This is a genomic window from Leptospira bourretii (assembly GCF_004770145.1).
GTDB lineage: Bacteria > Spirochaetota > Leptospiria > Leptospirales > Leptospiraceae > Leptospira_A > Leptospira_A bourretii.
The window spans coordinates 505,473-519,964 of the sequence record NZ_RQFW01000005.1 but is presented as its reverse complement, the minus strand read 5'-3'; the positions used below and the strand labels follow the sequence as shown (position 1 = coordinate 519,964).

Annotated in this window: 13 protein-coding genes; 7 read left to right on the top strand and 6 right to left on the bottom strand. The window is 37.1% G+C overall.

The genetic code is table 11. The features are described from left to right. The first annotated feature begins 151 nt into the window (after nt 1–151). The 5 genes from EHQ47_RS04045 (at nt 152) to creD (ending at nt 7,601) form a co-directional block, all read left to right on the top strand. Complete coding sequence (locus tag EHQ47_RS04045; RefSeq protein WP_135748139.1) at nt 152–2,146, top strand: methyl-accepting chemotaxis protein; 1,995 nt, start codon at nt 152–154, stop codon at nt 2,144–2,146. A gap of 66 nt (nt 2,147–2,212) precedes the next feature. Next, the gene (locus EHQ47_RS04040; RefSeq protein ID WP_135776595.1) at nt 2,213–4,075 is read left to right on the top strand and encodes a gamma-glutamyltransferase family protein; all 1,863 of its coding nucleotides are present in this window, start codon (nt 2,213–2,215) and stop codon (nt 4,073–4,075) included. A 10-nt stretch (nt 4,076–4,085) separates the two neighbouring features. After that, complete coding sequence (locus EHQ47_RS04035) at nt 4,086–4,754, top strand: response regulator (protein WP_135776594.1); 669 nt, start codon at nt 4,086–4,088, stop codon at nt 4,752–4,754. A 34-nt stretch (nt 4,755–4,788) separates the two neighbouring features. Next, nucleotides 4,789–6,198 (top strand): two-component system sensor histidine kinase CreC, encoded by a 1,410-nt coding sequence (creC, locus tag EHQ47_RS04030; RefSeq protein WP_341867456.1) that lies wholly within the window; start codon nt 4,789–4,791, stop codon nt 6,196–6,198. Between the two features lie 74 nt (nt 6,199–6,272). Continuing rightward, nucleotides 6,273–7,601, top strand: a complete 1,329-nt coding sequence (creD, locus tag EHQ47_RS04025; RefSeq protein WP_135776592.1) for a cell envelope integrity protein CreD — start codon at nt 6,273–6,275, stop codon at nt 7,599–7,601. A 108-nt stretch (nt 7,602–7,709) separates the two neighbouring features. Here creD and EHQ47_RS04020 read toward each other — a convergent pair whose 3' ends face one another. From EHQ47_RS04020 to lsa14, 5 genes are read right to left on the bottom strand one after another with little or no spacing between them, the layout of a single operon-like run. After that, on the bottom strand, nt 7,710–8,408 hold the full coding sequence (locus EHQ47_RS04020; protein WP_244290212.1) for a hypothetical protein: 699 nt from the start codon (nt 8,406–8,408) through the stop codon (nt 7,710–7,712). 36 nt (nt 8,409–8,444) lie between these two features. Then, complete coding sequence (locus EHQ47_RS19800) at nt 8,445–8,714, bottom strand: hypothetical protein (protein ID WP_244290211.1); 270 nt, start codon at nt 8,712–8,714, stop codon at nt 8,445–8,447. Nucleotides 8,715–8,717: 3 nt separating this feature from the next. Continuing rightward, the gene (locus EHQ47_RS04015; protein ID WP_135748145.1) at nt 8,718–9,053 is read right to left on the bottom strand and encodes a TRL domain-containing protein; all 336 of its coding nucleotides are present in this window, start codon (nt 9,051–9,053) and stop codon (nt 8,718–8,720) included. Between the two features lie 2 nt (nt 9,054–9,055). Beyond that, nucleotides 9,056–9,373 carry a TRL-like family protein gene (locus EHQ47_RS04010; RefSeq protein ID WP_135748146.1) on the bottom strand — a complete coding sequence of 106 codons (318 nt, stop codon included), beginning with the start codon at nt 9,371–9,373 and terminating at the stop codon, nt 9,056–9,058. A gap of 13 nt (nt 9,374–9,386) precedes the next feature. Then, complete coding sequence (gene lsa14, locus EHQ47_RS04005) at nt 9,387–9,773, bottom strand: adhesin Lsa14 (protein WP_135748147.1); 387 nt, start codon at nt 9,771–9,773, stop codon at nt 9,387–9,389. 635 nt (nt 9,774–10,408) lie between these two features. Here lsa14 and EHQ47_RS04000 point away from each other — a divergent pair. Both EHQ47_RS04000 and omp85 read left to right on the top strand, forming a co-directional pair. Beyond that, a complete protein-coding gene (locus EHQ47_RS04000) occupies nt 10,409–11,962 on the top strand; it encodes a methyl-accepting chemotaxis protein (protein ID WP_135748148.1) in 1,554 nt (517 codons plus the stop codon). Between the two features lie 144 nt (nt 11,963–12,106). Beyond that, on the top strand, nt 12,107–13,630 hold the full coding sequence (gene omp85 / locus EHQ47_RS03995; protein ID WP_135748149.1) for an Omp85 family outer membrane protein: 1,524 nt from the start codon (nt 12,107–12,109) through the stop codon (nt 13,628–13,630). 1 nt (nt 13,631) lies between these two features. Here omp85 and EHQ47_RS03990 read toward each other — a convergent pair whose 3' ends face one another. Next, on the bottom strand, nt 13,632–14,435 hold the full coding sequence (locus tag EHQ47_RS03990) for a helix-turn-helix domain-containing protein (protein WP_135748150.1): 804 nt from the start codon (nt 14,433–14,435) through the stop codon (nt 13,632–13,634). Nucleotides 14,436–14,492 lie beyond the last annotated feature (57 nt).

Here is a 14,492-nt window from a genome sequence, read left to right as displayed (position 1 = left end):
GTCTTAAAAAAAGGTTTTTTCCTTAGAATCATTCTAGGTAGATTGCCAAAAAACAACGATTTCAAACTCTATACCAAAAGCCTGAGATTGAGTTCATTAAGAATAATTTGATATTCTTAACCATGTTCAATACAAATATCGAGGAAATTTTATGCAACGCAATTCGATCAAATTCATATTACTTTTAAGTGGTGCCTCCATTCTTTTTATCATCAGTTGTTCTGTTGGCGCTGTTGCATATTACTTCGGACAAAAAAAAATTCAAGAGGCCTACATTGGACAAATGCATGGAATTGTCGGTGTTGTGGGACAAGAGATCGATGATTTTTTTGTAAACCATGTCAATGTCATCAAAACTGTCGCCAATGATAAAAGAACCATTGATTCCCTAAAAACAGGAAAACCAATCGCACAGGCTTACTTTAAAGAAATGAACGATCGTTACGGAGTGTATGAAAATATTTACACTCATACTTATGATAACGATCCTCGTGTTGTTGCTGACGCTACGGGTAAGGCCATCGGTTGGAAAATGAAACCGGCTGATATGGATCCGGCAGAACTAAAGGCTGGTAAGGAAAAGAGATACTTTGTTGGTAAACCAATTATGAATCCTCTTACAAATAACCCTGTTGCGACTATCACCTATCCTGTGTATGACGGCGATAAGTTAATTGGAAATGCTGGAATTGCACTTTCTTTGATGGATTTAACGGACAAAGTAATCAACAAAATCAAAATTGGTCGTGATGGATATGTAGTCGTTTCGACAACAGCTGGTTTGCTCATTGCTTTAAAAGAGAAAAAACAAATTTTAAAATATGATTTATCTAAAGATGAATCAGGTGCTCGTATGTTATCCCTTAAAACGGGAGAGGTGTTAGAGTTTAATTACTTAGAAAAAGAACATCTTGCCGTGAGTTACAATCTAAATGACTGGGGTGTGGTGATCCTTGCCATCCAACCAAAGGAAGAAATCAAAGAAGCACTTTTTGAATTATTACTCATCGTTGCTGTGTCTTCTATCTTAATTGCACTTGTTTCTATTTGGTTATTATATGTTTTACTTAGCAAACGTTTGAACCCACTGGAAAATGTAAGTCATATATTCAAATCAATGTCTGAGGGTGATTTAACTTCCTCCATTCAAGTAGTCTATGATGATGAAATTGGGCGCATGGGCCAAGGTCTTAATACTTTCATTGCGAGTTTGAGAAAATCATTTGAAGAAATCCAAAGAATCACAATGGAATTGGCTTCCGCATCAGAACAACTTACTTCTTCTTCTAATAATTTTGCAACAGGGGCGCAGTCAACGGCAGCCTCTTCGGAAGAAATGTCAGCAACGATTGAAGAGATGTCTGCTGGTATGGATTATATAGCAGCTTCTACCGAAAGACAGTTTGGAAATTTTGCAAACTTCCATTCTAAAATTCGCGAATTATCGGAAAGTATCCGTAAAATTGGTTCTGAAATTGAAAGCACTCTAAAATTGGCTGAATCCATTTCGGATCAGGCCAAAAAAGGGGAAGAGTCCATCCAAGGGATGAGCCAAATGATTGAAAATATCCTACATTCCTCAGGAGAGATGACGGCCATCATTCAGATCATAAATGAAATTTCAGACCAAACACAACTTTTGGCATTGAACGCTGCTATCGAAGCAGCAAGAGCTGGTGAGGCAGGTAGAGGATTTGCTGTGGTTGCCGATGAAATTTCAAAACTTTCCGAAAAAACAGCATCATCCATTAAATCCATTGGAACCATGATTACAAAAAACAATCGGGAATTGGACTCGGGTGCCAATGCCATTCGTTCCTCGGCGGCCATGTTACACAATATCATCCAAAATGTGGAAACAGTGAGTCAAGCAATGAACAAACTGTATTCAGTCACAGCAGCACAAGAGTCCATCAAACGAGAAGTAGACGAAGGTGCTGAACAAATGGGTCAAGATGCAGAAACAATCAAACTCTCTACTAACGAACAAAAAAGAGCAGTGAGAGAAATCTCTGAAGTGATCATCCAGATCAACGAACATACGTTAAGTACTGCTTCTGGGTCAGAGGAAATGTCTTCTTCTGCACAAAATTTAGCATCCACTGCAGAGATTTTAAAAGGGATTACCGATCGATTTAAGTTATAAAAAAATAGTTCGACATAGAATCAAATTTTGACACCATTTTGCAGAAATGGCTGTTTTTGAGGGTCTATGTTACATTTTCTTAAAATCTTAATCACTTCCCTTGTGTTTCTTTTTTTCTTCCAATGTTTAGGAAGTCGCCGACCTATCGTTCCATCCTATGTTGATCCACAGGGAAGTTTGCGGGATGTCGCTGTTGGTAAAAAATATATGGTTTCTACGGGAAACCCACTCGCAACCAAAGCGGCCATCAAAGTTTTAGAAGATGGAGGGAATGCGATTGATGCAGCAGTAGCCGCATTGCTTGTGTTAAATGTAACAAATGGGGAAGCAGCTAGTTTTCCATCCGTTGCTCCTACCTTGGTGTACGACCAAAAATCAGGACAAGTCAAAAGTTATATTGGGGCAGGAACAGCTCCTAAAAAAGCAAACATCGAATGGTTTAAAGAAAAGGGTTATGATGTAATGCCAAAAAATTCTATTTTGGCTCAGTTGTTGCCTGCATCCCCAGATGTCATCGTACGACTGTTACAAGATCATGGGACAAAATCTTTTTCTGAATTAGTAAAACCGGCAATTGCTGTTGCGGAAGAAGGATTTCCTGCCAACCGAATTCTTGTCAAAAACTTAGATTTACCATTATACAAACGATTGGGTTTTACAATCATTATGCCTTATAATTCCGAAGTGTATCTTGAAAAAAAATGGTGGTATGGAATCCGAGAAGGGGAGTTAACAAAACGTTTGGACCTTGCAAAAACTTGGAAGTCAATGGCAGACGAAGAAAATAGAACTCTCAAAAAAGGAAAAACCAGAAAACAAGCATTAGAATCAGTTAGGGATTATTTTTATAAGGGACCAGTTGCCGATGCGATTGTCAAATTACATACGGAAAAAGGAGGACTCTTTACAAAAGAAGATTTGGCAAATTATACAGGTGGTTGGGAAAAACCTATTTCCGGTGAATATGGTGAGTATCAAATTTTATCCAACCAAACTTGGACCCAAGGACCCGTGGTTCCAATGGTTTTGCAACTGTTAGATGGTGTGAACTTAAAATCGATGGGCCATAATTCTCCTGAATACATTCATACAGTATCGCAAGCCATCGAACTTGTAGTTGCTGATCGAGAAAGGTATTTTGGTGATCCCAAATTTGTGGATGTTCCTTTAGATGGATTACTTTCAAAAAAATATGCAGCAATACGAAGAAAACTGATACAAAAAGAAGCCTTTGGTGCCACTCCTCCCAGTGGAAACCCTTGGTTGTTTTCTTCTAAAAAACAATCCTCTTTGCAATTGCCGCCTAACGAAGTAAAGGATGTCTCAGTAGGAGAAATTAAATATGGAAAAGATACAACCTATTTGAGTATCATCGATGCTTCTGGAAATGCTGTTTCTCTCACTCCAAGTGATTTTCCGCAATCACCTATGGTTCCAGGAACTGGACTCACATTGGGTATACGGATGACTCAATTTCGTTTAGACCCCAATCATCCTTCTGCGCTGGCACCTGGCAAACGACCAAGGATCACTCCTAATCCAGGAATGGTTTTAAAAAATGGAAAGTTATGGATGAGTTTTGGAACTCCAGGGGGAGATGTCCAAAGCCAAGCGATGATCCAATTCTTTTTGAATGTAATAGTATTTGGAATGGATCCACAAAAAGCAGTGGAAGCACCTAGATTTCGTTCGGTGAACTGGCCAGATAGTTTTTCTCCTCACGTTTACCGTCCCGGTGGAATTGAGTTAGAAGAATCTTTGTATGAAAAAGTTTCTGATTCATTGAAAGAAAAAGGATACAAAGTATATAAAAAAGGACATTTGGATAATGATTTAGGTTCCGTATGTGCCGTGTTAAATGATGATAAAAATCGAAAACTCATTGGTGTCGCCGATCCAAGAGAAGAGTCCTGGGCAGAAGGAAAATAATTTAGTTTCGATGACAAAGATACTTTTAATAGAGGATGAACCAGGAATTCAGGAAACCATTCAGATTACATTAGAGTCTGAAGGGTTTATTGTTTCTTTGGCCTCTACAGGAAAACAAGGAATTGAAAAAGTTTCACAAGATGTATCTTTGATCATACTTGATGTCGGACTTCCTGATCAAAATGGATTTGAAGTATTAAAAGAAATTCGAAAAAAATATTTAACGCCTGTTATTTTTTTAACTGCTAGGAATACAGAAATTGATAAAGTTTTGGGGCTTGAGATTGGCGCTGATGATTACATTGTCAAACCATTTAGCCCCAGGGAACTTCTGGCAAGGATTCGTGCGATTTTACGACGATCCACTCCGACACAAAATTTAGAAGATCACAAACTTAGAATTTCTCTGGATAAAAAGTTGGTTTATTTCAATGGTTATCACTTAAATTTATCTCCTTATGAATACAAAACGATGGAACTGTTTTTTAAATGGCCAGGTAGAATTTTCACAAGAGAAGAAATTATGGACAGTGTTTGGACAGAACCAGAAGATAGTTTCGACCGCGCTGTGGATACTGTGATTAAAAACATCCGTGCCAGGTTCAAAGAAATAGAACCAGACTTCGACCCCATTGAAACAAGAAGGGGACAAGGATATGGATTGAAGGAAAAAATATGAACCTTTGGATTCGCATCATCATTAGTTTTTTTTTATCTTAAGTATTGGTTTTTATTATTTAATCGATAAAACAGAAGAATCCATTCGGCCTCGTTATATGGAGACGGTCGAAGAATCTTTGAATGATACGGCACATATTTTGTCTGCCATTGTCGAAGAAGAATTGGAACAAAATCCAAAAGATATTTATCATTTTAAGGTATTCCTTCATACTCTGTTTTCTCCCGTATTTGAAAATACAAACAAACGTTCGTTTGAAGCAAAAATTTATTCGTTATTAAAAACCTATACAGACATCCAACTTTATATCACCGATAAAAATGGGATTGTGATTTTTGACTCTGAGTCCTACCGGGAAGGTCTCGATTATTCAAAGTTCAATGATGTTTATTTGACTCTTCAAGGTAAATATGGAGCAAGGTCCAGTAAGTTACTCGATATAGAAGGCGAAGGAGCTTTGTTTGTGGCTTCCCCGATCCGATTCAAAAATCAAATGATCGGGGTTCTTACTGTTATCAAACCAAAAACTGGTGTGATTCCATTCATTGATGAAGCCAAAAAAAAGTTTTGGCGTATCTCTTTACTGGTTGCTTCTGCCATTGCCATCCTTTTTAGTTTACTCGCTTATTTGAGTTTTCGTCCTATTTTGCGTTTGTCTCAGTATGTAAGTTCTTTACGAAAAAAGGAAAAGGTTGTGTTTCCAAAAATAGGAATTCGTGAGCTGAATGAACTGGGCAAAGAAGTTGATTTGTTGGTCGAAGAGATTGAAGGCAAAAAATACATAGAATCTTATGTACAAACCCTTACTCATGAGATCAAAAGTCCCCTTTCTTCCATTTTGGCATCTGTTGAACTTTTACAATCTCATCCAAATGAATCAGATCGTTTGACAAAAAACATCCACGAAGAAGCAAAACGAATTCAAAAACTCATTGAACAAATGTTAGAGCTTTCTTCCTTAGAAGGGAAAAAAACGATCACAATGGACGACTATGTATTGTTATATGATCTCGTGTTGGAAGTGATTGCCAATTTCAAATCCGAACTAGAATGGAAATCCATTCAGATTATGATCGAATGTAAAAATAAACTTTTGGAAATTTTAGGGAATCGTAACTATTTGTCTTTAAGCATTGAAAACTTAATCAGAAACTCAATCGACTTTGCCAATCAAAACGATACCATTCGCATTCGAATCGAGGAAAATCCAGACCATTCGATCGATTTTTCTATATTGGATGAAGGTCATTCCATTCCTGATTTTGCTTTGGATCGAATCACAGAAAAGTTTTATTCCTTACCTCGTCCTACAAACAATCGAAAGAGTTCTGGTTTAGGGCTTAGCATTGTTAGCCAAATTGTAGATTTACATGGCGGAAAATTGAAGGTCCAGAACCGAAGTCCTCGTGGTGTGGAAGTTTCGATTCAGTTTCCAAAGAAGTAGATCCTCACAGAATCCTCACATTTCGATCATAAAAGACTCACGAAAATACCTTATCTTAAAGATAGGAGTTTTTTATGAGTAAACTACAAACATCTGTTAATCTTCGTTTGGCCATTCTAGGTGGGATGGTTTTATTATTTATCATCCCACTGGTGATGATAGGTTCTTTGATAGAAGAAAGAAGTGCATCGAGAAACCAAGCCGTCGTTGAGGTTGGTGAAAAATGGGGATCTAGTCAAACTATCGTAGGTCCAATTCTTATGGTTCCATATAATGTAAGGATTCCAAAATCAGGTTCTACAAAGGAAAAAGATAAGTGGGATTACATTACAGATTATGCATATTTTTTGCCAGATGAGTTAGATTCAGTTGTAGAGATGAAAACAGAACTTCGGAAAAGAAGTATCTACGAAATTCCATTATACACAAGTAAGATGAAACTTTCTGGTAAATTTTCACCAATGTATTCTTCTGATTTTCCTTTAGATACAACATACATTTATTGGGAGGATGCTCGGATCATTCTATCTGTGTCTGATTTAAAGGGACTGGGCGGTGAAATGAAATTGTTCTGGGCGGGAAAAGAAAAAAAGTTTTTACCTGGAACCAGATCTTCTTATCTACCTTCAGGGCTCAATGCCTCGGCTAACCTTAGCGAAGCGGGAAATTTTATTCCCTTTGAAATCCAATTAGAAATCAAAGGATCGGAAACATTTTCCGTTGTTCCAATAGGAAAAAAATCTAAATTAGTAATGAGTTCTGATTGGAGAGATCCTTCTTTTAATGGAAATTTTTTACCAAAAGATCGGTCTATCCAAGATGATGGATTTTCTGCGGTATGGGAGTCATCATATTTTGCAAGATCTTATCCACAAGTGATCCACTCGATGGATGAATCTGTGTTAAATGCAATAGTAAATTCTGCTTATGGTGTGAATTTGGTTATCCCAGTGGACCATTATTTAAAAATGGAAAGATCAGTTAAGTATGGATTACTTTTTATTGTCACAAGCTTTTCCTTATTTTTTCTAATGGAAGTGTTTGGCGGCGTATTATTACATCCCATCCAATACATTTTGATTGGATCAGCTATGGTGTTGTTTTATATTTTAAACCTATCCTTTTCAGAGCACTTTGGATTTTTGCCAGCATATATTTTATCCAGTTTGGCTGTGACGGGACTCATTGGATACTATGCCATTAGTGTTTTAAAAAACAAAAAGAAAGGGGTAATCACTGCTTCTTATTATTTTGTTTTGTATTCCTTTCTGTATGTGATTTTAGCTTCTGAAGATCAGGCTTTACTTCTAGGATCGTTGGCGCTGTTTTTGGTTCTTTCCGCCGTGATGCATTTCACTCGCAAGGTGGATTGGTATCAGTTTGGGATTAAAAAGGAAAGTTAAGGAAAACGAACTTACAGAAGAAGGTAAAAACGAAATGTTCTTAAAATTTAATGAGTGAAGAAATGAACCTAACAGGAGAAAAATTTCCTGTTAGGATTTTTTGAAAGTTTATTCTCCAAAACTTTTGGAAAATTCAAGTGTGAAATTCATTGAACCATACTCAAAGTTTTGTTTTTGTGAACCTTCTATTGCAGAATAAATCATTGAGGATTCAATTTTACCCGTGTATATAAAGTAATTTTTATACTTCATTGTGTATCTTTCTGCAGTATAACCCCACTTAGTGGCAAACCAAGAAGAAAATCTGAATACAAAATCCAAAGTTGTTTTTTCTCCAGTATAACCAACGCTACCATTAGAAGCGTCTAAGTAGGGAATTTCATAACTGGTATTTGCTACCCGATATGAATCAATTATCAATGTGGATCTGACATCGTTTCCTGAAAGATTATAGAACTGTTTTCCGAAATGGATTTCAAACCAGCGTAGTGGTTTAATTTCTATATGGAGTCCAGGTACGATTCCTTTCACATTCATGTTGAATTCCCTGTTTACAACTGATAACAAAGAAACAGAAGTCGTATAGTTAATAAATCCAAAATCAAAGGCACCATAGTTCTTTCTTGTTATTTGGTCGATATCTACTTGTCGTAAACTTACACCAATATTTAGGTGCGGTGTTAACGGATGAAAGTAGGCAACTCCTAAGCTGGAACTTTTTTCTTTAAATTGTAATTTTCTAAAATCATCTTTTGGTAACTCATTAACCAGTGTACGACTTTCCCTAAATATCCGGAATTTGTCCATGTAACGGTATTCAATATCAAGCTGATTTGAAGTTCCTTAATTGGCATCTTTTAATTTACCAAATTGAGATAGGTTATTTACAGTGTATGAACCGAGTGCAAGCCCTGTATATATCTCGTTCTTTACATAATCCATGCCTGGAAAATATACTGCTCCGTAGCCAACGTTACCACGGATATACACTCGGTGTTTGTCTGGTTGCCTGACTTCTGGTAATTCGTGAGTGGAGTCATAGTCTTTGGCAAGTAAACTTCCAAAAGACAAAAACACCACCCCCAATGTTAGAATGATTTTGTTATGGGACACGGTCTATTCCCCCCAAACAACTACACATTCGCGATAAAAGAGTCCGAATGGCAAAATCGTTAAAGATTCTCTATCAACGACAGCTATCTTTTTGATTCCTGCATGTTGTGCTGCTTCCTCAATAGAGTTTCCTGATCCGTAGTAGAAAATGTTTATGACCAAACCAGAAAGACTGCAAGATTTTCCTGATTTTTCTACTTTAGCAGACGTTACCATATTCCCAACGGCATCCCCGTTTAGATGTTGGGCGGTGTTGGAGAATAAGTAACCTGGAAGTGGAGTGGTCACACAGTTTGTAAAAAGTGCCAAACTAAAAATTGAAAGTAAAAGGTATTTCATGATTATTCTCCAGATACAATTGTACAGTAGTTACGGAATAAACCGGTAAAGACAGATAAAGAAGAGTGGTCGATGGTTGCAATTTTACTGATTCCGTTTTTGTTTGCAACAGATCCTGCGCCTGCATCACCAACGCTAAAAAGATAAAGGATAGTAAACTGGCATCCTTTTCCTTCTTTTGATGACTTTACATTGTTTTCTGGGTTAAACGTACCCGCAAATTTAGTAGAGCTAAAAAGAAGTCCATGTGTTGGACCAATAGCGCAATTTGCGAATAAAAATACACTTAATAGAGAGATAAATACTAATTTCATTTTCATTGTTGAACTCCGTTTATGATCCTTTCACAATTACACAAACTCTATGGTAAACATAACCTAAGATTCCGAGTTGTTCATAATCCAAGTAGGCAACTTTTGTGATGTTTCCATTTTTCTTTGCTGTTTCGATAGATGAATCACCGAATGAAAACAAGTAAAGAACGGAATGGCTACAACCTCTTCCTTCAGAAGTTCCTTCTGCATTGAGTCCGAGTGGTCCAGGAACATAAGTTTTGTGGAAGAAAAGTCCACCTTTGTAAAGAGTGGAAGCTGTTGCGTATTCCCTAGTTGGGTTGGTGTTAGCACTTGGCACATAACTAGCGTGGTATGATATACCAGAGCAGTTTTGTGTTAGTAATATGAATGTGAGTGAGATGCCAAAGAAAATGTTCTTTTTCACATGATTCTCCTGATCATTTTTTTGACAGGTATCGTTTGACTTCTGTTTTGTGTCAATCCTGTTGGAAAATTTAGAGGAAATACTAACTGGCGATTCGTGGTCTTGAAGAAAAAAACAGTATGTTTTAATGATATGTTATTTGAATGCGTTCTTTTCAACCTAATAAGTGTATTGTGAAGAAAGGTTAATTGCACATTGATGATTTTTTTCTAAAAATTTATCCAAAAACCTAAAATGCGAAATCTGAATTGATAGCGAAAAGGAAGAGATCCGTAACCCAAATCGGAAGATTTGCCGATACAAACCAGGTTCTGAGATTTTTTTAGAAAACGAACTAGGAAAAATTTTCTAAATTCTTTTGAAGCGTTCTAAACGATTCTTTCGTCTCCCTGGGAAAAAATTTGTAATTCTATTAGGTTCAGTTCGTCTCATCCCATGAGGTGAACTAGGTTCAGGATATTCACGCAATGGAATCAATGGCAGTTTTGTTCACCCTCGGGCTTTGGCTTTTTGTGGGATTCTGTGGCCAAACCTTAGGTCTGCGAACGTCTGTTGGGTTTTAGGACGTTTCTTGCCAATAGATTCCATTTCTAAAGTATGACCTAAATCTATTTCCTTTCTAAAGAAGGTACAGTTTGTTTGCTAAATTTTTTGCCCCAAAGAAAGCCATGACGATTTCCGATGACCTCTTCACGGAAGTGATGTTACGAAACAACAAACGGATGTTTCTTTCGTTTCTATCGATCCTTGCCCTCGCCAATGTTGCAACACTTTCCATTAAACTTGCAGGGAAAGGTTCAGATTATCTGACATACCAGAGTATCCTCATTGAGTTTGTTCTTGCTACTTCTATATTGGTTTTTGGTTTTTTACTCTCTTCTAAATTAAAAACACACTGGTCTTCTAGTTATATATCCATCACAGGGGTTACATTGTGTTTGTTGGTATTTCAATATGAAATTTATGGAGCAACTGAACTTGCTGCTACGTTTTATATTTCTTTTGTTTTAAGTGTATTATACTTCAATCGTAATGCATCTATATATAACTTTATTTTGATTATTATATCCGAAGTTGTTTTGTTCGCTTTGCGACCTGAGTTGATTCCTGGTGGGCCAAAGAGTAATATCATTGTGAGGTTTTTGATTTTTGTTTGGGTTGGGATTGGTGCCACTGTTGGGGCAACAGCAACAAGGACTCTGCTAAATTTGGCAGTTGAGAAACAAAAAGAGGCCAAAAAAGCTTTAGACAATTTGTTACATATGGCAAAAACCATTTTGAACACAATTGATATGATGAAACAACAAATTAAAAACCAAGATACAATTTCAGAAGAGCTAAAACTAATTTCGGAACATCAGGCTACTTCTCTTTCTGAAATTTCAACTTCTTTGCAAGAATTATCTTCCAAAGCAGATTCCAATAATAAAATCGCAAAATCATTGTATCATGAATCAGAAACGTCTATTCAATCAGTGAATGATCTAAAAGTCATCAATGAAACGGTACAAACTGGAACCGGTAGGATTTATAAAAACTTAGATGTTGTATTAGGTTATTCGACTGATACTTCCGAACACATTCATCTTTCGATCAATAAGTTTAATATCCTTCAGGAAAAAAGTACAGAGATTTCTGATTTTGTCTCTGTGATCAATGACATCGCAGACAAAGTAAATTTATTATCGTTAAATGCTGCCATTGAAGCAGCAAGAGCTGGTGAACATGGACGAGGTTTTGCTGTTGTTGCCGAAGAAATATCAAAGTTAGCTGATGCAACGACTAGAAACTCCAAAGAAATTTCTAAGATCATTCAGGAGAACCTTTCATTGATTGGTGAAAGTAGTGAACTGATCAATAGGTCATCGGAAATGATGGGAAAGTTGGATACAGCCATTGGCATCATTAAAAATGAAATCACGGGAGTTGGTACAAAGATTGTGGAAATTGACAAAGCAATTGAAACCATCGACAACCTCAATACCAGGATTTACGAAACAAGCAAAACCATCGAAAATTCTACGAACTTCCAAAAGATTGCGACCGAAGAATCTACAAAAATCACCACAAGCATTTCTGAATATGCGACCAATATAGTCGAAATTTCCAAACAAATATCAGAAAGTAGTAAATCTACCGGAGGGATCATTGTTCAGCTGGATGCGATGGCCAAAGAAATGACGAATTGACGATCATTTTGTCCGGAACTCCTCCTTTTCGTGCAGAATGGGGGTGGAGACGACCCACCTCCAAAAAGTGAGTGGAAATTCATTTTTTGTTGACTGATTCTTTTGCACAGGTAGCGTCCATGGTTTGTGTACAAACACAGACCTATGAACCGATCCATTAGCCTTGTTCTTTTTTCCTTTTTTGTTTTGGCATGTTTTGTCATTCCAAGTGTTCTTTCGGCCCAGGAATATATGCCCAGCGCCGGTTGTGAGAAAGACCCTCCACCGAAAAACCTTCCCTTTCCCATGGATCCTTCAAAACAACTTTGTAAAAAGGATATAGAGGACAAACGAGAAGGTTGGTATCCGACGGGACTCCCTCTCATCAACTCAGATCCGAACGAAGGGATTGGATATGGTGTTCGTGCTTATCTTTACGATAATGGAAAAAAAGCAGATCCACTTTATTATTATACGCCATATCGGATGCGTGTCTTCGGGCAATATTTTAATACAAATAAAAATGCCCAATACCATCAGGTTAGTTTGGACATGCCTTTCATTGCAGACACTCAATGGCGGTTACGTGCTGATTTGTTTCTAACCATTACACCTACCACTCTTTATTTTGGAATTGGTGAAGAGAGTATGAAACCCCTATCTTATTTGGATAGAAACCAACAAGATGGAAGACATATCATAAACGCAAGTTATATGGACCAAGAAAATAACTTGGCTTTTTACCGCCCAGGTACGAGTTCCGATCCAGTAAGTCTTGGAGGAAAAACTTATTCTGGATTTCCGCAAGCACCCGGATTTGTTGTAACAGATAAAATGTACAACCGTTATACGATTGAAACTCCGATGGCAACTACAAGTACAGAACGTTCTTTTGTAGGTGGAACTGTACGTCTTGTTGCAGGTCTAAAATTTTCTAATAACATAGTCAGAACTTATGATGGAAAATTAGCACGTGGTGTGGATCCGCTTCTTGGTGGTGAACATACTGCCGATGTTCCAAACGGAAAAACTCGACTTACAGAAGATTATGAAGGTAAAAAAATAATCGGATATAATGGTGGTTATGTGAATGCTCTTCGTGTTGGGCTTGTTTATGATACAAGAGACTTTGAACCAGATCCCAATTCTGGAATTTTTGCCGAAGCAACGTATGAAAAACATACCAAGTCCATTGGATCTGATTACGATTACCAGAAATACTTTGCGCAAACAAAATTGTTTTGGAGTCCTTTTCCAAAGGTGTTTGATAAGTTAGTCATTGCCAATCGATTTGGATTGGGTGTGACAGATGGGGAAGCTCCTTTTTATGAATATCGAAATATGTGGGGAACGGAAGGACTTGTGGGAGGTCTTGGAGGACTCAGGACCATTCGAGGTTTCAAACAGGATCGATTTGTCGGAAGGGCTATGGGTTGGGGAAACACAGAAGTTCGTTGGAAATTTGCTGAGGCAAAATTTGGAGATGAATTTTTTGCCTTTAATTTAGTTCCTTTTTTTGATTATGGCCGTGTATGGGACGATGAACATAAGTTAGGTTGGAAAGGATATGCTTATTCTCGAGGTCTGGGTTTGCGGATTGCTTGGAACCAAGCAACTATCATTATGATCGATTATGCAAAGTCAAGGGAAGATGAGCAGTTGTTTGTCAACTTTAGCCATGTTTTTTAAGTCAAACAAGCGTTTTCAAATACTCTTCTGGACTTAAGCCTATTGTGTTTTTGAAATCTCTTATAAAATGTGCCTGATCGTAATAACCTAAATCCAAAGCCATTTCTGCATAATGGATTGTTTTTTCTTTTTCAATTCGTTCTGCTACTTCTTGGATGCGAAATCTTTGGATCACCCATTTTGGACTAACTCCCACATACTCCCGAAATAACCTTTGTAAACTTCGAAGGTTCATCGAAGTCAATTTTACAATTTGGTCTACCGATTGTATCCCTCGATCTTCTTTGATTTTATCTATGATTCCATTGAGAAAAGGGATTTTTGGATCTGGGTTGATTAGAATTTTTTCTAACCAAGTTTCAACCAATTCGACTCGACTTGTTTCTTCTTCTAAGTTAAAAATTTGGTTTTCTAGGTTTAAAATTTCTTCATTGGAGAGAATCGATAGAGGTAATTTTTTGTCCGTGAGAGTAGAAACTGATTTTTTAAAAAAAGGATAAAAACCACCGGGACGAAATTTGATTCCAAAGACAGAACCTTTTCCTTGTAATAAGGTAGAAAATCTACCTTTGGTGACTCCAAAAATTTTTGAATTTTCTTTTTCAAATACAATGTGAACGCTTGGGTAAGGTAGTGTTTCTGCAAGATAAGGTTTTTGGTTTGTTAAGTCCCAACTAACAGTCCAATAGTGCTCAATAAAAAAATCTAGTTTTTCATTGGCAAAAAACCGATTGTGTTTTGCGACCAGGTCGGCCTTGGTTTGGCGTAAAACTCCTCGTGCCGGTTTTCCTTTTTCTCTGACCATACCACTTATTTAGCGGTTTGTCGTGTTTTTACAATCCAAATCTTTTTCTTTTTGGTA